The sequence below is a fragment of the Streptococcus sp. OH4692_COT-348 genome (assembly GCF_003859975.1).
In the GTDB taxonomy this organism is placed as follows: domain Bacteria; phylum Bacillota; class Bacilli; order Lactobacillales; family Streptococcaceae; genus Streptococcus.
Window position 1 is genome coordinate 58,527 of sequence record NZ_RQZB01000003.1, and the last position, 23,981, is coordinate 82,507.

Genomic DNA, 23,981 nt, shown 5'->3' on the forward strand with positions numbered 1-23,981 from the left:
TTCCTTCTCTTTTTAATATTATCTTAGTTTCTCTCAGGGAACTCTTTCCAATGGTATTTTTTGGTGCTTTCCTTTATAATGGGTGTATGGATAAGAAAAAATTATTATTGATTGATGGGTCTTCTGTTGCTTTTCGGGCGTTCTTCGCGCTCTATCAGCAGTTGGACCGTTTTAAGAATGCGGCTGGCTTGCATACCAATGCGATTTATGGTTTCCAGTTGATGTTGAGCCATTTGTTGGAGCGGGTTGAGCCCAGTCATATTTTGGTGGCTTTTGATGCGGGAAAGACGACCTTCCGGACAGAGATGTATGCGGACTATAAGGGTGGTCGGGCTAAGACTCCTGATGAGTTTCGTGAGCAATTTCCTTTCATTCGTGAGTTGTTGGATCATATGGGGATTCGTCATTATGAGTTGGCTCAGTATGAAGCAGATGATATCATTGGGACACTGGATAAACTAGCAGAGCAGGATGGTTTTGATATTACCATTGTCAGTGGGGACAAGGATTTGATTCAGCTGACGGATGAGCATACGGTGGTTGAGATTTCCAAGAAAGGTGTGGCTGAGTTTGAGGCCTTTACGCCAGATTATCTCATGGAAAAGATGGGCATTACACCGACGCAGTTTATCGATCTCAAGGCGCTCATGGGTGATAAGTCGGATAATATCCCTGGGGTGACCAAAATCGGTGAAAAGACGGGTATCAAGCTCTTGCTGGAGCATGGCTCTCTTGAGGGGATTTATGAAAATATTGATGGGATGAAGGCTTCTAAGATGAAGGAAAATCTCATCAATGATAAGGAACAGGCCTTTTTGTCGAAAACACTGGCGACCATTGATACCAAGGCACCGATTGAGATTGGTTTGGATGATTTGGTCTATAGTGGTCCAGATGTGGAAAATCTTGGGAAATTCTACGATGAGATGGGTTTCAAACAGCTCAAGCAGGCTTTAAATGTGTCGTCAGCTGATGTGGCTGAAAGTTTGAACTTTACTATCGTTGATCAAGTCACTCAAGACATGCTGACTGAAGAATCTATCTTCCATTTTGAGCTTTTTGGTGAGAATTACCATACGGATGATTTGGTTGGATTTGCCTGGTCTTGTGGAGATAAGCTCTATGCTACGGACAAGCTTAACCTTTTGCAAGAGCCTATTTTCAAGGATTTTCTAGAAAAAACACCTCTGAGAGTTTATGATTTTAAAAAGGCCAAAGTTCTCTTGAATCGTTTTGGTGTGGATTTACAGGCGCCTGCTTTTGATAGTCGTTTGGCTAAATACCTCCTTTCGACTGTGGAGGACAATGAAATTGCGACTATTGCTAGTCTTTATGGTCAGACTTACTTGGTCGATGATGAGACTTTCTATGGTAAGGGAGTCAAGAAGGCCCTTCCTGGACGTAAGAAATTCTTGGAACATTTGGCGAGTAAGCTTGCTGTTTTGGTTGAGACTGAGTCTATTTTGCTTAAAAAACTCAGTGAAAATGGGCAATTAGAGCTTCTTTATGATATGGAGCAACCCCTATCTTTTGTCCTTGCCAAGATGGAAATTGCTGGAATTACGGTCAAGAAAGAGACCTTGCTTGAGATGCAGGATGAAAATGAGCTTGTCATTGAAAAACTGACTCAGGAGATTTACGAACTGGCTGGTGAGGAGTTTAATATTAACTCGCCTAAGCAGTTGGGCGTGCTTCTCTTTGAAAAATTGGGGCTACCTCTAGAATACACTAAGAAAACCAAGACTGGATACTCGACAGCCGTGGATGTCTTGGAGCGTCTGGCTCCTATTGCGCCGATTGTTAAGAAAATTCTCGACTACCGTCAGATTGCTAAGATTCAATCTACCTATGTGATTGGCTTGCAGGACTGGATTTTGGCTGATGGCAAGATTCATACTCGCTATGTGCAGGATTTGACCCAGACTGGGCGTCTGTCTAGTGTGGATCCAAACTTGCAAAATATTCCTGTGCGTTTGGAGCAAGGCCGTCTCATTCGTAAGGCTTTTGTGCCTGAGTGGGAGGATAGTGTGTTGCTCAGCTCGGACTATTCACAGATTGAATTGCGCGTTTTGGCGCATATTTCTAAGGATGAGCATCTGATTAAGGCCTTTCAAGAGGGAGCAGATATCCATACCTCGACGGCCATGCGGGTCTTTGGAATTGAACGCCCTGAGGATGTGACTCCAAACGACCGTCGCAATGCCAAAGCAGTTAACTTTGGAGTGGTTTACGGGATTTCAGATTTTGGTCTGTCTAATAATTTGGGCATCAGCCGTAAGGAGGCCAAAGCTTACATTGATACCTACTTTGAACGCTTCCCGGGCATTAAAAACTACATGGATGAAGTGGTGCGTGAGGCGCGTGATAAGGGCTATGTAGAGACCCTCTTCAAGCGTCGCCGTGAGTTGCCAGATATCAATTCGCGAAACTTTAACATTCGTGGTTTTGCGGAGCGGACTGCTATCAACTCTCCTATTCAAGGTTCGGCAGCAGATATTCTCAAGATTGCCATGATTCAGCTGGATAAAGCCTTGGTTGCAGGTGGTTATCAGACTAAGATGCTTCTACAAGTTCACGATGAAATTGTCCTTGAAGTTCCTAAATCTGAACTAGCAGAAATGAAAAAATTGGTCAAACAAACCATGGAAGAAGCCATTCAACTCAGTGTTCCCCTGATTGCGGATGAGAATGAGGGAGCAACCTGGTACGAGGCTAAATAAAAAAGTTATGTAGAGTTTGAAGCACTTGTTTTCAAACTCTTTTCATGTTTTTCTGTAAGCAGTTTCCTTGACATTTTTTTTATTTTGCGCTATCATATGTCCATATAATATATGGGAGTCTGTGTACAGTCTGAGAGGAAGTGTTAAACTTCGACCGCACCTGATTTGGGTAATGCCAGCGTAGGGAACGATACTTAGTCTATTCTGCACCTTTTCCATATATGGTAAAGGTTTTTCTTTTTGTCAAAGGAAAACGAGAAGAGGAGGTTCTTATGAAAGCAAGCATTGCCTTGCAAGTTTTACCCCTATCACAGGGAATTGATCGGATTGCTGTTATTGATCAGGTCATTGCTTATCTGCAAGCTCAAGAAGTGACTATGGTGGTGACACCATTTGAAACGGTCTTGGAAGGGGAGTTTGATGAGCTTATGCGTATTCTCAAAGAAGCGCTTGAAGTGGTAGGACAAAAGGCAGATAATGTTTTTGCCAATGTCAAAATAAATGTAGGAGAGATTTTAAGTATTGATGAGAAACTTGAAAAGTATACTGAGACGACACATTAGTCTATTGGGCTTTCTAGGAGTCTTGTCAATCTGGCAGTTAGCAGGTTTTCTTAAACTTCTCCCCAAGTTTATCCTGCCGACACCTCTTGAAATCCTCCAGTCTTTTGTGCGTGATAGAGAATTTCTCTGGCACCATAGCTGGGCGACCTTGAGAGTGGCTTTGCTAGGTCTAATTTTGGGAGTTTTGATTGCCTGTCTCATGGCTGTGCTCATGGACAGTTTGACTTGGCTCAATGACCTGATTTACCCTATGATGGTGGTCGTTCAGACCATTCCGACCATTGCCATAGCTCCTATTCTAGTCTTGTGGCTAGGTTATGGGATTCTCCCTAAGATTGTCTTGATTATCTTGACGACAACCTTTCCTATCATCGTCAGCATTTTGGACGGTTTTAGGCATTGTGACAAGGATATGCTGACCTTGTTTAATCTGATGCGGGCCAATCCTTGGCAAATCCTTTGGCATTTTAAAATCCCAGTCAGCCTGCCTTACTTTTATGCAGGTCTGAGGGTTAGTGTCTCCTACGCCTTTATCACAACAGTGGTATCTGAGTGGTTGGGAGGCTTTGAAGGACTAGGTGTTTACATGATTCAGTCCAAGAAACTGTTTCAGTATGATACCATGTTTGCTATTATTATTCTGGTATCGATTATCAGCCTTCTCGGTATGAAGCTGGTTGATGTCAGTGAAAAATATGTTATTAAATGGAAACGTTCGTAGAATTAGAATGTTTCTGAAAAAGAAAAGAGGAAATCAAAATGAAAAAAACATGGAAAGTGTTTTTAACTGTTTTAACAGCTCTTGTAGCTATTGTGCTTGTGGCCTGTGGTCAAGGAACTGCTTCTAAGGATAATAAGGAAGCAGAACCTAAGAAGATTGACTTTATCCTAGACTGGACACCAAATACCAACCACACAGGGCTTTATGTGGCTAAGGAAAAAGGCTACTTCAAGGAAGCTGGAGTGGATGTTGATTTGAAATTGCCACCAGAAGAAAGTTCTTCTGACTTGGTTATTAACGGTAAGGCACCATTTGCAGTTTATTTCCAAGACTATATGGCTAAAAAATTGGAAAAAGGAGCAGGAATTACTGCCGTTGCAGCTATTGTTGAACACAATACATCAGGAATTATCTCTCGTAAATCTGACAATGTAGCTAGTCCAAAAGATTTAGTTGGTAAGAAATATGGTACATGGAATGACCCAACTGAACTTGCTATGTTGAAAACCTTGGTAGAATCACAAGGTGGGGACTTTGAGAAAGTAGAAAAAGTACCAAACAACGACTCAAACTCAATCACACCGATTGCTAATGGAGTATTTGATACTGCATGGATCTACTACGGATGGGATGGTATCCTTGCAAAATCTCAAGGCGTAGAGGCTAATTTCATGTATTTGAAAGACTATGTCAAGGAATTTGATTACTACTCACCAGTTATCATCGCAAACAACGACTACCTTAAAGACAACAAAGAAGAAGCGCGCAAAGTTATCCAAGCTATCAAAAAAGGTTACCAATATGCTATGGAGCATCCAGAAGAAGCAGCTGATATCCTCATTAAGAATGCACCTGAACTTCAGGAAAAACGTGACTTTGTCATCGAATCTCAAAAATACTTGTCAAAAGAATACGCAAGTGACAAGGAAAAATGGGGTCAATTTGATGCAGCTCGCTGGAATGCCTTCTACAAATGGGATAAAGAAAATGGTATCCTTAAAGAAGATTTGACAGACAAAGGCTTCACCAACGAATTTGTGAAATAATGACAGAGATTAGACTAGAACATGTCAGTTATGCCTATGGTCAAGAGAGGATTTTAGAGGATATCAATCTGAAAGTGACTTCAGGGGAAGTGGTTTCCATTCTGGGCCCAAGTGGTGTAGGGAAGACCACCCTCTTTAACTTAATTGCTGGGATTTTAGAAGTCCAGTCAGGGCGAATTGTTCTGGACGGTGAGGAAAATCCCAAGGGGCGCGTGAGTTATATGTTGCAAAAGGATCTACTCTTGGAGCACAAGACGGTGCTTGGCAATATCATTTTGCCTCTCTTGATTCAAAAAGTGGATAAGGCAGAAGCTATTGCCCGAGCAGATGACATTCTTGCGACCTTTCAGTTGACAGCTGTACGAGACAAGTATCCCCATGAACTTAGTGGGGGGATGCGTCAGCGTGTAGCCTTGCTCAGAACCTACCTTTTCGGGCACAAGCTCTTTCTCTTAGATGAGGCCTTTAGCGCCTTGGATGAGATGACCAAGATGGAACTCCACGCTTGGTACCTTGAGATTCACAAGCAGTTGCAACTGACAACATTGATTATTACTCATAGTATCGAGGAGGCCCTTAGTCTCAGCGACCGCATCTATATCTTGAAAAATCGCCCTGGGCAGATTGTTTCAGAAATTAAACTAGATTGGTCTGGAGATGAGGACAAGGAAGTCCAAAAGATTGCCTACAAACGTCAAATCTTGGCAGAATTAGGCTTAGATAAGTAGAAAAATAGGGAGTTGGTGAAGATTATCCTTTACTAGCGCCCTTTTTCTTTTAAAAATAAGAAAATTTCGGTATAATAGTCAAAGATAGTCAAGGTTTAAAGAGAGAGGTGGGTTTGTAATGAGATTTAAAAATACATCGGATCATATTGAGGCCTACATCAAGGCGATTTTAGATCAATCTGGTATTGTGGAGTTGCAACGTAGTCAGTTGGCAGATACCTTTCAGGTTGTTCCTAGTCAGATCAACTATGTGATCAAGACACGCTTTACGGAAAGTAGAGGCTACTTGGTTGAAAGTAAGCGTGGTGGTGGAGGCTACATTCGTATAGGACGGATTGAGTTTTCTAGTCATCATGAAATGCTACGGGAGCTGCTTTACTCGATTGGTGAGCGGGTCAGTCAAGAAATTTATGAGGATATTCTACAGCTTTTGGTTGAGCAGGAATTGATGACCAAGCAGGAGATGAATTTGCTAGTATCAGTAGCTTTGGATCGCGTTCTAGGAGAAGAAGCTCCAGTTGTTCGTGCAAACATGCTACGACAGGTCATACAAGAGGTAGATAGAAAAGGGAAGTAAGATGAACTATTCAAAAGCATTGAATGAATGTATCGAAAGTGCCTACATGGTTGCTGGCCATTTTGGAGCTCGTTATCTAGAGTCTTGGCACTTGTTGATTGCCATGTCCAATCACAGTTATAGTGTGGCAGGGGCGACTTTAAATGATTATCCATATGAGATGGACCGTTTAGAAGAAGTCGCTTTGGAACTGACTGAAACGGACTATAGCCAGGATGAAACCTTTACGGGATTGCCGTTCTCCCATCGTTTGCAGGTTCTTTTTGACGAAGCAGAATATGTAGCGTCAGTGGTCCATGCTAAGGTGCTAGGGACGGAGCACGTCCTCTATGCGATTTTGCATGATGGCAATGCCTTGGCGACTCGTATCTTGGAGAGGGCTGGTTTTTCTTATGAAGACAAGAAAGATCAGGTCAAGATTGCTGCCCTTCGTCGAAATTTAGAAGAACGTGCAGGTTGGACTCGTGAAGATCTCAAGGCTTTACGCCAACGCCATCGTACAGTAGCTGACAAGCAAAATTCTATGGCTAATATGATGGGGATGCCCCAGACTCCGAGTGGTGGTCTCGAGGACTATACGCATGATTTGACAGAGCAAGCGCGTTCTGGCAAGTTAGAGCCAGTTATCGGTCGGGACAAGGAAATCTCGCGTATGATTCAAATCTTGAGCCGGAAGACTAAGAACAATCCTGTCTTGGTTGGGGATGCTGGTGTCGGGAAAACAGCCTTGGCGCTTGGACTCGCTCAGCGTATTGCTAGTGGTGATGTACCTGCGGAAATGGCTAAGATGCGCGTGTTGGAGCTGGATTTGATGAATGTCGTTGCAGGGACACGCTTCCGTGGTGACTTTGAAGAGCGCATGAATAATATCATTAAGGATATTGAAGAAGATGGTCAAGTCATTCTCTTTATCGATGAGCTCCATACCATCATGGGCTCTGGTAGCGGGATTGATTCGACTCTGGATGCGGCCAATATCTTGAAACCAGCCTTGGCACGTGGAACTTTGAGAACGGTTGGTGCCACCACTCAGGAAGAATACCAAAAACACATCGAAAAAGATGCGGCCCTTTCTCGTCGATTCGCCAAAGTGACGATCGAAGAGCCAAGTGTTGCAGACAGCATGACCATTTTGCAAGGCTTGAAGGCGACTTATGAGAAACATCACCGTGTGCAAATCACAGATGAAGCAGTTGAAACAGCCGTCAAGATGGCTCATCGTTACTTGACTAGTCGCCATTTGCCAGACTCTGCTATCGATCTCTTGGATGAGGCAGCAGCAACAGTACAAAATAAGGCTAAGCATGTAAAAGCAGACGATTCAGGTTTGAGTCCAGCTGACAAGGCCTTGATGGATGGTAAGTGGAAACAGGCAGCTCAGCTAATCGCAAGAGAAGAGGAAGTACCTGTTTATAAAGACTTGGTGACAGAGTCTGATATTTTGACCACCTTGAGTCGTTTGTCAGGTATCCCAGTCCAAAAACTGACTCAGACTGATGCTAAGAAATACCTGAATCTGGAAGCTGAACTGCACAAACGTGTCATCGGTCAAGATCAAGCTGTTTCAAGCATTAGCCGTGCCATTCGTCGCAACCAGTCAGGGATTCGCAGTCATAAGCGTCCGATTGGTTCCTTTATGTTCCTAGGACCTACAGGTGTCGGTAAGACCGAATTGGCCAAGGCTTTGGCAGAAGTTCTTTTTGACGATGAATCGGCCCTTATCCGCTTTGATATGAGTGAGTATATGGAGAAATTTGCAGCCAGTCGTCTCAATGGAGCTCCTCCGGGCTATGTGGGTTATGAAGAAGGTGGGGAGTTGACCGAGAAAGTTCGCAACAAACCATATTCCGTTCTCCTTTTTGATGAGGTTGAGAAGGCCCACCCAGACATCTTTAATGTTCTCTTGCAGGTCTTGGATGACGGTGTCTTGACTGATAGTAAGGGACGCAAGGTCGACTTTTCAAATACCATTATCATCATGACATCAAACCTTGGTGCGACAGCCCTTCGTGATGACAAGACAGTTGGATTTGGGGCAAAGGACATTCGTTTTGACCAGGAGAATATGGAAAAACGCATGTTCGAAGAGCTGAAAAAGGCTTATAGACCTGAGTTTATCAACCGTATTGATGAAAAGGTGGTCTTCCATAGCCTGTCTAGCGACCATATGCAGGAAGTGGTAAAGATTATGGTCAAACCTTTAGTGGCAAGTTTGGCTGAAAAAGGCATTGACTTGAAATTACAAGCTTCCGCACTGAAATTATTGGCAAATCAAGGATATGACCCAGAGATGGGAGCTCGTCCACTTCGCAGAACCCTGCAAACAGAAGTGGAAGACAAGTTGGCAGAACTTCTTCTCAAGGGAGATTTGGTGGCAGGCAGCACACTTAAGATTGGTGTTAAAGCAGGCCAGTTAAAATTTGATATTGCATAAAAATGGAGAATCAGGAGCAATCTTGGTTCTCTTTTTTGCTAGTTTTTTATAAAAAACAATAAAAAACTATTGACAAAACAAAAATATAGTTTATAATAAAAACATAGATAATGAAAATATCAAAAAATATAAAAAGGTAATAGGTTTATGAAAAAGAAAACAGCAGTGGTATTTGGAACCTTTGCTCCGCTTCATCAAGGTCATATCGATCTGATCCAGCGAGCCAAGCGGCAGTGTGACCAGGTCTGGGTTGTCGTTTCAGGCTATGAGGGAGATAGAGGGGAGCAGGTAGGCTTAACGCTTCAAAAAAGATTCCGCTATATCCGAGAGGCCTTTCGTGATGATGAGTTGACCTCTGTCTGCAAATTAGATGAAACCAATCTTCCTCGTTACCCTATGGGCTGGCAGGAGTGGTTGGACCAAATGTTAGAGGATATTTTCTATGATGAAACCCAGCAAGAACTAATCTTCTTTGTGGGAGAGCCAGACTACCAGCAAGAATTATCAAATCGTGGCTTTGAGACTGTCTTGCAAGAAAGAAAGTTTGATATTTCAGCGACTATGATTCGAGAAAATCCAAGCAAATATTGGAAATATATTGCTCAACCCTTCCGACGTCAGTTTACAAAGAAAGTGTTGATTATGGGAAGTGCCAGCAATGGGAAGACCACTTTAGCTAAGGATTTGGCAAGGTATTACGATGCGCCGGTCAGCTTGGAATACGCACGCGAGTACCAGATCAAAAACAATGTCCGCGACGATGAATTGACTCCAAAGGATTACTACTATCTCCTTTTAGGGCAGTATGACCAGACCTCTAAGTTAATTGACAGTAATGCCAATCGAGGCCTAGTGATAGCTGACACCAACTCCTTAGTAACCAAGGGCTACTATGATTATTACATGGAGACCGAGGATCAAGGGGACTTATCGGGAGAGACTTTTGATAATCTCTTTGCCTCGATCTTGGCTAAGGAGAAATGGGACTTGATTCTCTTTGTGCAACCTGTCGGCTCCTATGTCAATGACGGCTTTAGAGATATGACCATGGCAGAAGACCATATTCGTCATAGTTTTTCCCAGCATTTGGACCAGATGAGGGAGCGCTACTTAGCAAACATTCCACTAGTTTATCTAGCTGAGGATTATCTAGGAAATTATGAAGCAGCAAAACTGGCTATTGATGCCATTTACCAAGCAGATTAGGAGAAAATTATGAAAAAACTAACTGAAAAAATCACACAATTTATCGAAAACTTTAAAAATGTTCATGCGGAAGCCCGCAAGATCGGTTTTGCAGGAATCATGCACCTGCTCTGGAAAGATCTCTTTGTCGGCCGGAGTCTTTACCAGTGGTTGTATCTCATCGTCCTGTCAAGTGTTCCCTTAATCTTGGAATTCACGCAAAATGCAGAAAGCCATGACTGGATGAGCTTGTTTGCATCTTGGACTGGGATTGTCTGTGTTATCTTGGTAGCAGAAGGGCGTGCAAGCAACTATCTCTTTGGGGCCATTAACTCTGCCATCTATTTGATTTTGGCCATGAATGCGACTTTTTATGGCGAAGTTTTGACGACTGTTTACTTCTTTGTCATGCAACCGATTGGTCTCTATGCTTGGCTGTCCAACCGTATCAATGATCAAGGAAAAGCAGAAGAATCTCATTTTGAGGCTAAGAAATTATCTGTTTTTGACTGGCTCAAGTACTTAGCCTTGACTGCTATCATTTGGATTGGTATGGGCTTAGCTTACCAAAGTATTCATAGTGCTCGCCCTTTCCGCGATAGTGTTACCGATGCGACCAATGGTGTCGGCCAGCTCTTGATGACACGTCTCTATCGTGAGCAATGGATTTTCTGGATTGCAACCAATCTCTTTAGTATTTATCTCTGGTGGGGTGAAAATATCCACATCCAAGGGATGTACTGGGTTTACACACTCAACAGTCTAGTGGGTTGGTACCAATGGACTAAGGCAGTTCGTAAGGAGGCCTAACATGGCTGACACGATGATTCCAGCTGGGATGACAGAAAAAGAATATTTTGAAATTCATGCCAGTCAGGAAGAATTTTTAGACTGGTACTACAAGCAAGAACTCCCTCAATATGAAAAGCCTAGTGTGACGGTGGATATGGTAGCTTATTGCTTTGTAGAAGGGAAAATCAAACTTCTACTTATCCGTCGTAAGGCTCATCCATATCAAAATTGTTTAGCCTTGGTTGGAGGATTTATGGACAAGGGAGAAGACGCTGCACATGCTTGTCAGCGCGAGGTGAAAGAAGAGGTCAACCTCGAACTTCCTCTAGAAAAAATTGAGCAATTGATGACAGTATCTACCCCCGGCCGTGACCCTCGGGGTTGGACTGTGACCATCGCCCACTTGGTTTATTTGCCTAGTCGTGCATTAGAACTTGTTCAAGCAGGAGACGATGCTAAGGATGTCGTTTTCGTAGATGTAGATTTTCAGACAGGCAAATGCTTCCTTGAGGGAGTGGAACTGGAGGAGCAAGCCTTCGCTTTTGACCATTATGACATTATTCAAGAATCCATCAAACGAATCCAAGGCCGACTTGACTGGAATCCGACCTTCCTTTATCTGCTGGAGGAGGAGTTCACTGTCTACGAAGGGACGGAACTGGTTAATCTTATCAACCCCGGTCGTCCAATCGTCAGCAATAATTTCCTCGTAAAATACGGAGAATATGTAGAAGAGGTTGGGCTCAAGCGAGTGCCTAAAAAGAAACCAAGAAAAACCTATCGATTGAAATAAAAAGCGAGGCCGGGACAAAGTTCCCGACCTCTTTATTTACCTTTATTAGTTTGATTTGCTGTTGCGACTGTTTTAGGGATGGCTATCTCTCTTAGAATTGCTCATGATGCGAATGAATAAATCTTTGTATTTATATTTTAAATAGGTTTCGTGTAAATACAATAAAGCTATATTTACAATCATAAAAATAGTTATTAAGTAAAATAAATCAAATGTAGTTTGAGCGTAGCGAATGGCAGACTGATAAGACCAGAAAGCTCCCAAAATCACCCAAGGAAGATACTTGTAATACTTATTTAGCATGAGAGTGCACCTCCTATATTCTATTTCAATGTTAGTATATTCCTTTGTCTAACATAATGCAAGCGATTACACAAAGGAGATTTAAAAAATTTTAAACAAAATAGGAATTTTTTTCTGTTTTTTCTATTAGATTACGAATAGAAGAGTAGGAAGAGTAAATGTATCTAAAGTATTTAAGATTTTTAAAATAGTTTAGATAAATGGTTGACATATTCAAATTCTAATGTTACAATTACATTACAAAAAGATTTCTTTATATTTCTAAAACATTACAAAGGAGTAGAAAAATGAAAAAGAAAACCTATATCAAATTGATGGCAGCAACTGTATTGGCTTCTACCTTGCTATTAGGAGCTTGTGGAAATAAAAAGGAAACAACTCAAGCAAGCAGTTCTGCTAAGACAAGTCAGTCATCAAGTTCTAAAGCAACTTCTTCTAGCAAAGAAAGCAAGACTCAGAAATCCTCAAGTTCAGCTTCATCTGAAAAAGCCAAGGCGTCTACTGACCAGTCTTCAGCAAGTGCAACACCATCACAAGCGGCACCAGAACAAAGACAAGGTCAAGAAGTGTTTAATCAACAGGCGACTAGTCAACAAACTCCTGTTCAGACTCCTTCAACTCAACAAGCTCCTCAAGCCCAGTCTAACCAATCAAGCTATGATCCTACAACTGACCGCAAACTTCAAGACAAACAAGCAGAGCAAAATAAACGCTACAAGGGTGTTTTAACCATGGTAGATGGTGATTTCTCAGCTGCAGCGGGTAACTGGAAGGGAGCTAATGGCGAAACTATCACAGTTTCATCAGGTGGCCAATTTACAGTAGAATCTTCCGATGGAAAGAAAGAAAATTACTCTATCAAAGGCTATTCTTATACTCTTGATGATGGTAAGTATAATGCCAAAATTGGTGGAGGAAAAATCATCCAAATTACAACAGGAGCGGATGGTAAGGTTTCCAGTGTTGCTTTGAATCAATAATAACCTTCAGTATTTGAATTTTTACAGTCAAAAACCCGTAACCTTTAAGAGAGTTACGGGTTTTAAACTATTAAGCCTTATCCAATTGCAAGAGAGCCTCAATCTCTGCCAGAGTGCTAGCTTGTGAAATAGCTCCACGGAGTTTGGCTGCGCCAGATGTTCCACGGAGGTAGTGAGGAGCGAGACCACGGAATTCACGAACTGCTACGTTTTCTCCTTTGAGGTTAATCAAGCGTTTCAAATGTTCGTAGGCGATTTTCATCTTGTCTTCAAAGGTCAAATCAGGGAGGATTTCTCCTGTTTCAAAGTAATGGTTGATTTGGTTGAAGAGGTAAGGATTTCCCATAGCAGCGCGGCCAATCATGACTGCATCAGCACCGACTTCTTCGATGCGTTGTTTGGCTTCTTGGACTGTACGGATGTCACCGTTGGCGATAAATGGAATCTTGGTCAGAGCTTGAGCTACGTTGTGCAAGGTCTCAAGGTCTGCATGACCTGTATACATTTGTTCACGGGTACGGCCATGCATGGCGAGGGCAGAAACACCTGCAGCTTCAGCAGCGAGGGCATTTTCTACTGCGAGAGATGGGTCAGCCCAGCCGGTACGCATCTTGACAGTAAGTGGAATATCAAGGACAGACTGGACCTTGTTGATGATAGAGTAAATCTTATCTGGATCCTTGAGCCACATAGCGCCAGCTTCGTTCTTCACGATTTTGTTAACTGGGCAGCCCATGTTGATATCCACGATATCGGTTTTGGTGTTTTCTTGGATGAATTCTGCTGCGCGTGCTAGGCTGTCTTCATCACTACCAAAAAGTTGGATAGAGACAGGGTTTTCGCCTTCGTCAATATGAAGCATGTGCAGGGTTTTTTCGTTGTTGTATTGGATTCCCTTGTCAGAGACCATTTCCATGACAACGAGTCCAGCTCCGAGCTCTTTTGCGATAGTACGAAAGGCTGAGTTAGTCACACCAGCCATGGGTGCTAAAACGGTACGATTGGGAATCTCAACATTGCCAATCATAAAGGGTGTATTAAGATTTGTCACGAATGAGTTCCTCCAGGTCGTTTTCATCAAAGTTATAAGTTGTTTGGCAGAATTGACAAGTGATTTCTGCCCCGTGGTCTTCCTCTTTCATTTCCTGTAGGTCTGAGCTTGGAAGGCTGGCAAGAGCGTTCATAAAGCGTTCATGGCTACAGTCACATTGGAAACGGATTTCTTCTTCAGAAAGAAGCTTGTAGGCCTCGTCACCGTAGATAGCCTTGAGGAGGGCTTCGATATGGTCTTCACTTTCCAGAAGGGTTGAGATAGCTGGCATTTCTTGGATGCGTTTTTCAAAACGAGCAATCTCTTCTTCCTTGGCTCCTGGCAAGACTTGAACTAGGAAACCACCTGCAACCTTGACCTTGTCTTCCTCGTCCAAAAGGACATTGAGGCCGACTGCTGAAGGTGTTTGTTGGCTTTCAGTCAGGTAAAAGGCAAGGTCTTCACCAATTTCTCCAGAGATAAGGGGAGTCATAGAGTTGTAAGGATTTCCAGTACCGTAGTCTGTGATAACGAGGAATTGACCGTTTCCAACAAAAGGTCCGACTAGCACTTCACCAGTTGCAGTTTTTTTGATGTCAACACCAGGATTTTGAACATAGCCTTTGACGTTCCCCTTGGTATCTGCGACCGTGATAATGGCCCCTAGAGAGCTCGTTCCAAGAACTTTAACTGTTAGTTTAGTATTTCCTTTTTCATTGGCTGCGAGAATCTGGCTAGCGATAAGGGTTCGACCAAGCGCTACAGTTGAGCTAGCTTGGGTTTGGTGTTTTTCTTGAGCAGTGCGGACGGTTTCTGTGCTATCAAGGACAAAAGCACGAAAGGCTCCGCTTTCTGATATAGTTTTAATAATTTTATCCATAGCTACTATTTTAGCATAAAAATGCCCAAAGGGGGAGCCGTGTGTTTGCTGATTTTCAGGATAATGGACTAGGAAATCAGCATGAAAATAAAAAGAGAAACAGATTATTTCAGCATTTGTAAGATTTATGCTATGCTTAAGGTAGAAAATGAAAGGGGTAACAAATGTATTTAGGAGATTTGATGGAAAAGGCTGAATCTGGCCAATTTTCGATCCTTTCCTTTCTATTACAAGAGTCTCAGACGACTGTCAAGGCTGTAATGGAGGAAACAGGATTTTCAAAAGCAACCCTAACCAAATATGTCACCCTTCTCAATGACAAGGCTTTGGATAGTGGCTTAGAGCTGACTATTCACTTAGAAGATGAAAATCTGCGTCTATCGATCGGTGCAGCGACCAAGGGGAGAGATATTCGGAGCTTATTTTTAGAAAATGCCATAAAATATCAAATTTTAATCTATCTTCTCTACCACCAACAGTTTTTAGCTCATCAGCTGGCTCAAGAATTGATGATTAGTGAGGCTACGCTTGGTCGCCACTTAGCTAGTTTGAATCAGATTTTGTCAGAATTTGACTTATCCATCCAAAATGGACGTTGGCGAGGTCCAGAGCATCAGATTCGCTATTTCTATTTCTGTCTTTTTCGCAAGGTCTGGTCGAGTCAGGAATGGGAAGGCCATATGCAGAAACCAGAGAGAAAACAGGAGATTGCCACTTTAGAAGAAATCTGCGGTGCAAGTTTGTCTGCGGGTCAGAAATTGGACTTGGTTCTCTGGGATCACATCAGTCAACAGCGTCTTCGGGTCAATGCTTGTCAGTTTCAAGTCATAGAAGAGAAAATGCGAGGGTATTTTGACAATATTTTCTACCTTCGTTTGCACCGAAAGGCTCCGTCCTTTTTTGCTGGGCAACATCTTCCTCTAGGAACTGAGGATGGGGAGATGATGATTTTCTTCTCTTTCCTCCTATCTCATCGCATTCTTCCCCTTCATACTATGGAGTATATCCTTGGTTTTGGAGGACAGTTGGCAGATTTGCTGACGCAATTGATTCAAGAAATGAAGAAGGAGGAGTTGCTGGGTGATTATACAGAGGATCACGTTACCTATGAACTCAGTCAGCTTTGTGCTCAAGTCTATCTCTATAAGGGCTATATTTTACAGGACCGCTACAAGTACCAGTTGGAGAATCGTCATCCTTATTTTTTGATGGAACATGATTTTAGGGGAACGGCAGAGGAGATTTTTCATGCCTTGCCTGCCTTTCATCAGGGGACGGATTTGGATAAGAAAATTCTCTGGGAATGGCTCCAGTTAATCGAATATATGGCTGAAAATGGTGGCCAGCATATGCGGATTGGTCTGGATTTGACATCTGGTTTTCTTGTCTTTTCAAGGATGGCAGCCATTTTGAAACGGTATTTGGAATACAATCGTTTTATTACCATTGAAGCCTATGATTGTACTCGGCATTATGATTTGCTGGTTACCAATAACCCGATTCATAAGAAGGAACAGACCCCAGTTTATTATTTAAAAAACGACTTGGATTTGGAAGATTTGGCAGGGATTCGTCAGTTATTATTCACTTAAAAGGCTTGGTTGTTCCAGGTCTTTTTTGTGAAATTCACACAATCTACTCACATTTTTTAAAAAATTAAAAAAAGTTGATGAACAAGAAAGCGCTTTATTTTGTATACTAGTTAGTGTAAAGAGGAAACATCCTCAAGATCTTTATCAGGAGGACAGCACATGTCACAAGAAAAATACATTATGGCCATTGACCAGGGAACTACAAGTTCTCGTGCCATTATTTTCAACAAAAAAGGAGAAAAAGTTAGCTCGAGTCAAAAAGAGTTTACCCAGATTTTCCCTCAGGCAGGTTGGGTAGAGCACAATGCCAATGAAATTTGGAACTCTGTTCAGTCAGTTATTGCGGGTGCTTTCATCGAAAGTGGTGTCAAGCCAAATCAAATCGAAGCAATCGGGATTACCAACCAGCGTGAAACAACTGTCGTCTGGGATAAGAAAACAGGGCTCCCTATCTACAATGCTATCGTTTGGCAATCACGTCAGACAGCTCCTTTGGCTGAACAACTAAAAAGTCAAGGTTATGTGGAAAAATTCCATGAAAAGACTGGTTTGATCATCGATGCTTACTTCTCTGCTACCAAGGTTCGTTGGATTTTGGATCATGTAGAAGGTGCTCAAGAGCGAGCAGAAAAAGGGGAATTGCTCTTTGGTACCATCGATACTTGGTTGGTTTGGAAATTGACTGACGGTGCGGCTCACGTGACGGACTACTCAAATGCAGCTCGTACCATGCTTTATAACATTAAAGAACTTAAATGGGATGATGAGATTTTGGAAATCCTCAACATTCCAAAGGCTATGTTGCCAGAAGTTCGTTCTAACTCTGAAATCTATGGTAAGACAGCTCCATTCCATTTCTACGGTGGAGAAGTGCCAATCTCAGGTATGGCTGGGGACCAACAAGCAGCCCTCTTTGGACAGTTGGCCTTTGAACCAGGTATGGTCAAGAATACTTATGGAACAGGTTCTTTCATCATCATGAATACTGGTGAAGAGATGCAGTTGTCTGAGAACAACCTATTAACAACCATTGGTTACGGAATCAATGGCAAGGTTTACTATGCCTTGGAAGGTTCAATCTTCATCGCAGGCAGCGCCATTCAGTGGCTTCGTGATGGACTTCGCATGGTTGAAAATTCACCAGAATCTGAAAAATATGCCCGTGATTCTCACAACAATGATGAAGTTTATGTCGTTCCAGCCTTTACAGGTCTAGGTGCTCCATACTGGAACCAAAACGCTCGCGGTTCTGTCTTTGGCTTAACTCGTGGAACAAGTAAAGAAGACTTTATCAAGGCGACTTTGCAATCTATTGCTTATCAAGTACGTGACATCATTCGACACCATGCAAGTGGATGCTCAGACAGCTATCCAAGTCTTGAAAGTAGACGGTGGTGCAGCTATGAACAATTTCCTCATGCAGTTCCAAGCTGACATTTTGGGAATCGATATCGCACGCGCCAAAAACTTGGAAACAACAGCCCTAGGAGCAGCCTTCCTAGCAGGTTTGTCAGTAGGTTATTGGAAAGACTTGGATGAGTTGAAACTCTTGAATGAGACAGGAGAGCTCTTCGAGCCATCGATGAACGAATCTCGCAAGGAACAACTCTACAAGGGCTGGAAGAAGGCTGTAAAAGCAACGCAAGTCTTTGCGGAAATCGATGACTAATACTCAATGAAAATCAAAGAGCAAACTAGGAAGCTAGCCGCAGGTTGCTCAAAGCACTGCTTTGAGGTTGTAAATGAAACTGACGAAGTCAGTAACCATACATTCGGTAAGGCGACGCTGACGTGGTTTGAAGAGATTTTCGAAGAGTATAATACTGGAAGAATAAAGCGACTTAGTTAGAAAGTGTGTAAATATGGAATTTTCAAAGAAAACACGTGAATTATCAATTCAAAAAATGCAGGAACGTACCTTGGACCTCTTGATTATCGGTGGAGGAATTACAGGGGCTGGTGTAGCCTTGCAGGCAGCGGCTAGCGGTCTTGAGACTGGTTTGATTGAAATGCAGGACTTCGCAGAAGGAACATCTAGCCGTTCAACAAAATTGGTTCACGGTGGTCTTCGTTACCTCAAACAATTCGACGTAGAAGTGGTATCAGACACTGTTTCTGAACGTGCTGTAGTTCAACAAATCGCTCCCCACATTCCGAAACCAGACCCAATGCTCTTACCAGTTTACGACGAAGATGGAGCGACCTTTAGCCTCTTCCGTCTTAAAGTAGCCATGGACTTGTACGACCTTTTGGCAGGAGTTAACAACACGCCAGCTGCTAACAAGGTTTTGAGTAAGGAAGAAGTCTTGGAACGCCAGCCAAACTTGAAGAAAGAAGGCTTGGTAGGAGGTGGGGTTTACCTTGACTTCCGTAACAACGATGCGCGTCTCGTGATTGAAAATATCAAACGTGCCAACCAAGACGGTGCCCTCATTGCTAACCACGTGAAGGCAGAAGGCTTCCTCTTTGACGAAAGTGGCAAGATTACAGGTGTTGTAGCTCGTGATCTCTTGACAGACCAAGTCTTTGAAATCAAGGCCCGTCTGGTGATTAACACAACAGGTCCTTGGAGTGATAAAGTACGTAACTTGTCTAATAAGGGAACCCAATTCTCACAAATGCGTCCAACTAAGGGAGTTCACTTGGTAGTGGACTCAAGCAAGATCAAGGTTTCACAGCCAGTTTACTTTGACACTGGTTTGGGAGATGGTCGTATGGTCTTTGTTCTCCCGCGTGAAAACAAGACTTACTTTGGTACAACGGATACAGACTACACAGGGGATTTGGAACATCCAAAAGTGACTCAGGAAGATGTAGATTATCTACTTGGCATTGTCAACAACCGCTTCCCAGAAGCCAACATTACCATTGATGATATTGAAAGTAGCTGGGCAGGTCTTCGTCCATTGATCGCAGGCAATAGCGCTTCTGACTACAATGGAGGAAATAACGGAACCATCAGTGATGAAAGCTTTAACAACTTGATTGCGACTGTTGAATCTTATCTCTCTAAAGAAAAAACGCGTGAAGATGTTGAGTCTGCTGTCAGCAAGCTTGAAAGCAGTACCTCTGAGAAACATTTGGACCCATCTGCAGTTTCACGTGGTTCGAGCTTGGACCGAGATGACAATGGCCTCTTGACCCTTGCTGGTGGTAAAATCACAGACTACCGTAAGATGGCTGAAGGAGCTATGGAGCGCGTGGTTGACATCCTCAAAGCAGAATTTGACCGTAGCTTTAAACTCATCAATTCTAAGACTTACCCTGTTTCAGGTGGGGAATTGAACCCAGCAAATGTGGACTCAGAAATCGAAGCCTTTGCGCAACTTGGAGTGTCACGTGGCTTGGATAGCAAGGAAGCTCACTATCTCGCAAATCTCTACGGTTCAAATGCACCGAAAGTCTTTGCTCTTGCTCATAGTTTGGAACAAGCACCAGGACTCAGTTTGGCAGACACCTTGTCCCTTCACTATGCAATGCGCAACGAGTTGGCTCTTAGCCCGGTTGACTTCCTCCTTCGCCGTACCAACCACATGCTCTTTATGCGTGATAGTTTGGATAGCATCGTTGAGCCAGTTTTGGATGAAATGGGACGATTCTATGACTGGACAGAAGAGGAAAAAGAAGCTTACCGTGCGGATGTCGAAGCAGCTCTCGCTAACAACGATTTAGCAGAATTAAAAAATTAAGAAAAAATAAAAGAGGTGGAGGGCAGGACTCCTTGTCGCCCGCCCCTTCTTTTTAATGGAGACAGAAAGATGATGAATGAATTATTTGGAGAATTTTTGGGAACTTTAATCCTGATTCTTCTAGGAAATGGTGTTGTAGCAGGTGTGGTTCTTCCCAAAACCAAGAGTAACAATTCAGGATGGATTGTCATCACTATGGGATGGGGAATTGCTGTAGCCGTTGCGGCCTTTGTATCTGGTACGCTCAGTCCAGCTCATTTAAACCCAGCTGTGACAATTGGTGTGGCTTTAAAAGGTGATTTACCTTGGGCTTCCGTTTTGCCTTATATCTTAGCCCAGTTCGCAGGGGCTATGCTCGGTCAGATTTTGGTTTGGTTGCAATTCAAGCCGCATTATGAGGCAGAAGAAAATGCAGGCAATATCCTGGCAACCTTCAGCACAGGACCAGCTATAAAAGATACTGTATCAAACTTGATTAGTGAAATCCTAGGAACTTTTGTATTGGTATTAACAATCTTTGCTTTGGGACTTTATGACCTTCAAGCAGGAATCGGAACCTTCGCAGTGGGAACTTTGATTGTCGGTATCGGTCTATCACTAGGTGGAACAACAGGTTGTGCCTTGAACCCTGCGCGTGACCTTGGACCTCGTATCATGCATAGCATCTTGCCAATTTCAAACAAGGGAGACGGAGATTGGTCTTACGCTTGGATTCCAGTTGTGGGACCTGTTATCGGTGCAGCCTTGGCCGTGCTTGTATTCTCGCTTTTCTAATCTAGAAAACAATTATGTTGAAAAGCTTGAGATGAAAATCTCAGGCTTTTTTAAAAATATACATAGAAAAACCGCATAATCCTTAAAATAAGCTGAAATCTAGTGAAAATCTACGGCAAACAATTGAAAAACTAGTCTATAAAGTGGTACAATGGTAGAAAAATACTATAGTGAGAATCTATCTTATTTAGCAAAAATTACAGAAATGAATGGTTTTTCTTGATGAAACAAAGAAAAGAATTGTACCTCTTTCTTGGTCGGACAGCCTTGTATTTTCTTATCTTTCTAGGGCTGTTTTACTTCTTTAGCTATCTTGGTCAGGGTCAAGGAAGCTTTATCTATAATGAATTTTAACTTGAAGGAGAATCCCTATTGTGTCAAATAAACCAATAGTAGATATGATTGAAACCATTGAGCATTTTGCTCAGACACAGCCTAGCTATCCTGTCTATAATGTTTTGGGGCAGGAACACACTTATGGAGATTTGAAGGCTGATTCGGATAGTTTGGCTGCAGCCATCGATCAACTGGATTTACCAGAGAAGTCTCCTGTGGTTGTTTTTGGTGGCCAAGAATATGAAATGTTGGCAACTTTTGTAGCGCTGACTAAGTCAGGTCATGCCTACATTCCAATTGATAGTCATTCGGCTTTGGAGCGAGTTTCGGCTATTTTAGAAGTAGCGGAGCCAAGTTTGATTATTGCCATCTCAGACTTTCCATTGGAGCAGGTTTCTACGCCAATGATGACTCTAGCTCAGGTTCAAGAAGCCTTTGCTCAAGGGTCTAGCTATGAGATCACGCATCCAGTCAAGGGAGATGATAACTACTACATTATCTTTACTTCTGGTACGACTGGTAAGCCAAAGGGAGTGCAGATTTCACATGATAATCTCCTCAGCTTTACCAACTGGATGATTACGGACAAGGAATTTGCGACGCCAAGTCGTCCGCAAATGTTGGCTCAGCCACCTTATTCTTTTGACTTGTCTGTCATGTATTGGGCTCCGACCTTGGCACTGGGAGGAACTCTTTTTGCTTTACCATCTGTCATCACTCAGGATTTTAAGCAACTCTTTGCGACCATCTTTTCATTGCCAATCGCTATCTGGACATCAACGCCTTCTTTTGCGGATATGGCCATGTTATCAGAAGACTTCAACAGCGAGAAAATGCCAGGTATCACGCATTTTTACTTTGATGGCGAAGAATTGACGGTCAAAACGGCTCAAAAACTACGTGAGCGTTTCCCCAATGCCCATATTATCAATGCCTACGGTCCAACAGAAGCGACAGTAGCCCTGTCAGCTGTTGCTGTGACAGACGAGATGTTGGCAACTCTCAAACGCCTACCAATCGGCTATACCAAGGCTGATTCTCCAACCTTTATCATTGACGAGGAAGGCAATAAATTGCCAAATGGCGAACAGGGAGAAATCATTGTTTCTGGACCAGCCGTTTCAAAAGGTTATATGAACAATCCTGAAAAAACGGCAGAAGCCTTCTTTGAGTTTGAAGGTCTACCAGCCTACCATACAGGAGATGTGGGAACTATGACAGATGAAGGCTTGCTTCTCTACGGCGGACGCATGGACTTCCAGATTAAGTTCAACGGTTACCGCATTGAGTTAGAAGATGTCTCTCAAAACCTAAATAAGTCTCGCTTTATCGAGTCTGCTGTAGCTGTACCACGTTATAATAAAGACCACAAGGTGCAAAATCTATTGGCTTATGTCATCTTGAAAGACGGTGTTCGTGAGCAGTTTGAGCGAGATATTGATATTACCAAGGCTATCAAGGAAGATTTAACAGATATCATGATGTCCTACATGATGCCGTCTAAATTCCTTTATCGAGACAGTTTGCCACTGACTCCAAATGGAAAGATTGACATCAAAGGATTGATTAACGAGGTGAATAGCAGATGATGGAGTTCTTTCAACAGCTTCCTCATTTAGAGCCATATGGTAATCCTCAGTATTTTGTCTATGTGATTGCTGCAACCTTGCCCATCTTTATTGGCCTCTTTTTCAAGAAACGCTTTGCCTGGTATGAAGTGCTGGTTAGTCTCTTCTTTATCGTCACCATGTTGGTAGGTGGGAAGACTAATCAGTTGGCTGCCTTGGGTATTTACCTTTGCTGGGAAATATTGCTCGTACTCTTCTACAAGCATTATCGAAAAAGCAAGGATGGCAAGTGGGTCTTCTACCTAGTTAGTTTTCTGTCCCTCCTTCCGATTATCTTTGTCAAGGTGCAGCCGGCTATCAATGGAACGCAGTCTTTGCTTGGGTTTTTGGGAATTTCTTACCTGACCTTTCGTTCGGTTGGGATTATCATCGAGCTGAGAGATGGAGTGATTAAGGATTTTACCCTCTGGGAATTCCTCCGTTTTCTTCTCTTCATGCCGACCTTTTCAAGTGGCCCAATCGATCGCTTTAAGCGTTTTAATGAAAATTATCAGACCATTCCTGAGCGGGATGAGTTGCTGGATATGTTGGATGAATCTGTTCGCTATATCATGTGGGGCTTTTTGTATAAGTTTATCCTAGCTCATGTTTTAGGAGAGACTTTACTACCTCCTCTGAAGAATCTAGCCCTGCAGTCTGGTGGCTTCTTTAACCACTATGCCTTGGCAGTCATGTATACCTTTGGTCTGGAACTCTTCTTTGACTTTGCAGGTTATTCTATGTTTGCCTTAGCCATTTCAAATTTAATGGGAATCCGTAGTCCCATCAACTTTAATAAGCCTTTTTTATCAAGGGATTTAAAGGAATTTTGGAATCGTTGGCACATGAGTCTTTCTTTCTGGTTCCGTGACTTTGTCTTTATGCGAATGGTGATGGTATTGACCAGAAAGAAGATCTTTAAAAATCGCAATGTAACCTCAAGCGTGGCTTACATTGTAAATATGCTGATTATGGGATTTTGGCATGGTGTGACCTGGTACTACATCGCCTATGGACTTTTTCATGGGATTGGACTGGTCATCAATGACGCTTGGGTTCGTAAGAAAAAAACACTCAATAAGGAACGGAAAAAAGCAGGGAAGCCTGCTCTACCTGAGAATCGCTGGATTCAGTTGCTTGGCATGGTTATCACCTTCCATGTCGTCATGCTGTCATTCTTGATCTTTTCTGGATTTTTGAATGATTTATGGTTTAAAAAATAAAAGGAAAT

At 42.7% G+C, this 23,981-nt stretch carries 20 protein-coding genes, 1 pseudogene and 1 riboswitch; of the genes and pseudogenes, 18 read left to right on the plus strand and 3 right to left on the minus strand.

Annotation, left to right across the window (positions count from 1 at the left end; genetic code table 11):
* Positions 1-86 precede the first annotated feature (86 nt).
* The 10 genes from polA (at position 87) to EII37_RS02245 (ending at position 11,559) form a co-directional block, all read left to right on the plus strand.
* Positions 87-2,720, plus strand: a complete 2,634-nt coding sequence (gene polA / locus EII37_RS02200; protein ID WP_124787453.1) for a DNA polymerase I — start codon at positions 87-89, stop codon at positions 2,718-2,720.
* 101 nt (positions 2,721-2,821) lie between these two features.
* Positions 2,822-2,924: riboswitch (TPP riboswitch) on the plus strand.
* A 68-nt stretch (positions 2,925-2,992) separates the two neighbouring features.
* Entirely contained in the window at positions 2,993-3,283 is a 291-nt protein-coding gene (locus tag EII37_RS02205) for a thiamine-binding protein (protein ID WP_124787454.1), read from the plus strand.
* Positions 3,246-4,004, plus strand: coding sequence for an ABC transporter permease (locus EII37_RS02210; RefSeq protein ID WP_185695937.1), 759 nt, complete (start codon positions 3,246-3,248; stop codon positions 4,002-4,004). Before EII37_RS02205 ends, EII37_RS02210 begins: the two co-directional genes overlap by 38 nt.
* 38 nt (positions 4,005-4,042) lie before the next feature.
* Positions 4,043-5,050 carry an ABC transporter substrate-binding protein gene (locus EII37_RS02215; RefSeq protein WP_124787456.1) on the plus strand — a complete coding sequence of 336 codons (1,008 nt, stop codon included), beginning with the start codon at positions 4,043-4,045 and terminating at the stop codon, positions 5,048-5,050.
* Positions 5,050-5,778: an ABC transporter ATP-binding protein gene (locus EII37_RS02220; RefSeq protein WP_124787457.1), complete on the plus strand. Its 729-nt coding sequence runs from the start codon at positions 5,050-5,052 to the stop codon at positions 5,776-5,778. The genes EII37_RS02215 and EII37_RS02220 overlap by 1 nt, the downstream gene beginning before the upstream one ends.
* 118 nt (positions 5,779-5,896) lie before the next feature.
* Complete coding sequence (locus EII37_RS02225) at positions 5,897-6,355, plus strand: CtsR family transcriptional regulator (RefSeq protein ID WP_001211279.1); 459 nt, start codon at positions 5,897-5,899, stop codon at positions 6,353-6,355.
* A gap of 1 nt (position 6,356) precedes the next feature.
* Positions 6,357-8,789, plus strand: coding sequence for an ATP-dependent Clp protease ATP-binding subunit (locus EII37_RS02230; protein ID WP_124787458.1), 2,433 nt, complete (start codon positions 6,357-6,359; stop codon positions 8,787-8,789).
* Positions 8,790-8,936: 147 nt separating this feature from the next.
* Positions 8,937-9,995 carry an AAA family ATPase gene (locus EII37_RS02235; protein ID WP_124787459.1) on the plus strand — a complete coding sequence of 353 codons (1,059 nt, stop codon included), beginning with the start codon at positions 8,937-8,939 and terminating at the stop codon, positions 9,993-9,995.
* A gap of 9 nt (positions 9,996-10,004) precedes the next feature.
* Positions 10,005-10,784: a nicotinamide riboside transporter PnuC gene (gene pnuC / locus EII37_RS02240; protein ID WP_124787460.1), complete on the plus strand. Its 780-nt coding sequence runs from the start codon at positions 10,005-10,007 to the stop codon at positions 10,782-10,784.
* A gap of 1 nt (position 10,785) precedes the next feature.
* Positions 10,786-11,559, plus strand: a complete 774-nt coding sequence (locus EII37_RS02245; RefSeq protein WP_124787461.1) for an NUDIX hydrolase — start codon at positions 10,786-10,788, stop codon at positions 11,557-11,559.
* 72 nt (positions 11,560-11,631) lie between these two features.
* Here EII37_RS02245 and EII37_RS02250 read toward each other — a convergent pair whose 3' ends face one another.
* Positions 11,632-11,862, minus strand: coding sequence for a hypothetical protein (locus EII37_RS02250; RefSeq protein ID WP_124787462.1), 231 nt, complete (start codon positions 11,860-11,862; stop codon positions 11,632-11,634).
* A gap of 287 nt (positions 11,863-12,149) precedes the next feature.
* Between EII37_RS02250 and EII37_RS02255 the strand changes: the two genes are divergently transcribed.
* On the plus strand, positions 12,150-12,842 hold the full coding sequence (locus EII37_RS02255) for a hypothetical protein (RefSeq protein WP_124787463.1): 693 nt from the start codon (positions 12,150-12,152) through the stop codon (positions 12,840-12,842).
* Positions 12,843-12,912: 70 nt separating this feature from the next.
* Here EII37_RS02255 and dusB read toward each other — a convergent pair whose 3' ends face one another.
* Together dusB and hslO are read right to left on the minus strand one after the other, a co-directional pair.
* A complete protein-coding gene (gene dusB / locus EII37_RS02260; RefSeq protein ID WP_020902632.1) occupies positions 12,913-13,893 on the minus strand; it encodes a tRNA dihydrouridine synthase DusB in 981 nt (326 codons plus the stop codon).
* Positions 13,880-14,752 (minus strand): Hsp33 family molecular chaperone HslO, encoded by an 873-nt coding sequence (gene hslO, locus EII37_RS02265; protein ID WP_124787464.1) that lies wholly within the window; start codon positions 14,750-14,752, stop codon positions 13,880-13,882. Before hslO ends, dusB begins: the two co-directional genes overlap by 14 nt.
* 164 nt (positions 14,753-14,916) lie before the next feature.
* Between hslO and EII37_RS02270 the strand changes: the two genes are divergently transcribed.
* The 7 genes and pseudogenes from EII37_RS02270 to dltB all read left to right on the plus strand — a co-directional run bounded on the left by EII37_RS02270 (position 14,917) and on the right by dltB (position 23,973).
* Positions 14,917-16,344 (plus strand): helix-turn-helix domain-containing protein, encoded by a 1,428-nt coding sequence (locus EII37_RS02270; protein ID WP_124787465.1) that lies wholly within the window; start codon positions 14,917-14,919, stop codon positions 16,342-16,344.
* Between the two features lie 159 nt (positions 16,345-16,503).
* A pseudogene (glpK, locus tag EII37_RS02275) lies at positions 16,504-18,013 on the plus strand (glycerol kinase GlpK).
* A 193-nt stretch (positions 18,014-18,206) separates the two neighbouring features.
* Positions 18,207-20,033: a type 1 glycerol-3-phosphate oxidase gene (gene glpO / locus EII37_RS02280; RefSeq protein ID WP_124787466.1), complete on the plus strand. Its 1,827-nt coding sequence runs from the start codon at positions 18,207-18,209 to the stop codon at positions 20,031-20,033.
* Positions 20,034-20,102: 69 nt separating this feature from the next.
* The gene (locus tag EII37_RS02285; RefSeq protein ID WP_124787467.1) at positions 20,103-20,807 is read left to right on the plus strand and encodes an MIP/aquaporin family protein; all 705 of its coding nucleotides are present in this window, start codon (positions 20,103-20,105) and stop codon (positions 20,805-20,807) included.
* Between the two features lie 222 nt (positions 20,808-21,029).
* Positions 21,030-21,161 (plus strand): teichoic acid D-Ala incorporation-associated protein DltX, encoded by a 132-nt coding sequence (locus tag EII37_RS02290; protein ID WP_124787468.1) that lies wholly within the window; start codon positions 21,030-21,032, stop codon positions 21,159-21,161.
* Between the two features lie 20 nt (positions 21,162-21,181).
* Positions 21,182-22,732, plus strand: a complete 1,551-nt coding sequence (gene dltA / locus EII37_RS02295) for a D-alanine--poly(phosphoribitol) ligase subunit DltA (RefSeq protein ID WP_124787469.1) — start codon at positions 21,182-21,184, stop codon at positions 22,730-22,732.
* Positions 22,729-23,973: a D-alanyl-lipoteichoic acid biosynthesis protein DltB gene (gene dltB, locus EII37_RS02300; protein ID WP_124787470.1), complete on the plus strand. Its 1,245-nt coding sequence runs from the start codon at positions 22,729-22,731 to the stop codon at positions 23,971-23,973. The genes dltA and dltB overlap by 4 nt, the downstream gene beginning before the upstream one ends.
* The last annotated feature ends 8 nt before the right edge of the window (positions 23,974-23,981 follow it).

What these genes read in the sequence shown, in the direction of transcription:
- polA (WP_124787453.1), top strand. Translation starts at nt 87, where the DNA reads ATGGATAAGAAAAAATTATTATTGATTGATGGGTCTTCTGTTGCTTTT.
- EII37_RS02205 (WP_124787454.1), top strand. Translation starts at nt 2,993, where the DNA reads ATGAAAGCAAGCATTGCCTTGCAAGTTTTACCCCTATCACAGGGAATT.
- EII37_RS02210 (WP_185695937.1), top strand. Translation starts at nt 3,246, where the DNA reads ATGAGAAACTTGAAAAGTATACTGAGACGACACATTAGTCTATTGGGC.
- EII37_RS02215 (WP_124787456.1), top strand. Translation starts at nt 4,043, where the DNA reads ATGAAAAAAACATGGAAAGTGTTTTTAACTGTTTTAACAGCTCTTGTA.
- EII37_RS02220 (WP_124787457.1), top strand. Translation starts at nt 5,050, where the DNA reads ATGACAGAGATTAGACTAGAACATGTCAGTTATGCCTATGGTCAAGAG.
- EII37_RS02225 (WP_001211279.1), top strand. Translation starts at nt 5,897, where the DNA reads ATGAGATTTAAAAATACATCGGATCATATTGAGGCCTACATCAAGGCG.
- EII37_RS02230 (WP_124787458.1), top strand. Translation starts at nt 6,357, where the DNA reads ATGAACTATTCAAAAGCATTGAATGAATGTATCGAAAGTGCCTACATG.
- EII37_RS02235 (WP_124787459.1), top strand. Translation starts at nt 8,937, where the DNA reads ATGAAAAAGAAAACAGCAGTGGTATTTGGAACCTTTGCTCCGCTTCAT.
- pnuC (WP_124787460.1), top strand. Translation starts at nt 10,005, where the DNA reads ATGAAAAAACTAACTGAAAAAATCACACAATTTATCGAAAACTTTAAA.
- EII37_RS02245 (WP_124787461.1), top strand. Translation starts at nt 10,786, where the DNA reads ATGGCTGACACGATGATTCCAGCTGGGATGACAGAAAAAGAATATTTT.
- EII37_RS02250 (WP_124787462.1), bottom strand. Translation starts at nt 11,862, where the DNA reads ATGCTAAATAAGTATTACAAGTATCTTCCTTGGGTGATTTTGGGAGCT.
- EII37_RS02255 (WP_124787463.1), top strand. Translation starts at nt 12,150, where the DNA reads ATGAAAAAGAAAACCTATATCAAATTGATGGCAGCAACTGTATTGGCT.
- hslO (WP_124787464.1), bottom strand. Translation starts at nt 14,752, where the DNA reads ATGGATAAAATTATTAAAACTATATCAGAAAGCGGAGCCTTTCGTGCT.
- EII37_RS02270 (WP_124787465.1), top strand. Translation starts at nt 14,917, where the DNA reads ATGTATTTAGGAGATTTGATGGAAAAGGCTGAATCTGGCCAATTTTCG.
- glpO (WP_124787466.1), top strand. Translation starts at nt 18,207, where the DNA reads ATGGAATTTTCAAAGAAAACACGTGAATTATCAATTCAAAAAATGCAG.
- EII37_RS02285 (WP_124787467.1), top strand. Translation starts at nt 20,103, where the DNA reads ATGATGAATGAATTATTTGGAGAATTTTTGGGAACTTTAATCCTGATT.
- EII37_RS02290 (WP_124787468.1), top strand. Translation starts at nt 21,030, where the DNA reads ATGAAACAAAGAAAAGAATTGTACCTCTTTCTTGGTCGGACAGCCTTG.
- dltB (WP_124787470.1), top strand. Translation starts at nt 22,729, where the DNA reads ATGATGGAGTTCTTTCAACAGCTTCCTCATTTAGAGCCATATGGTAAT.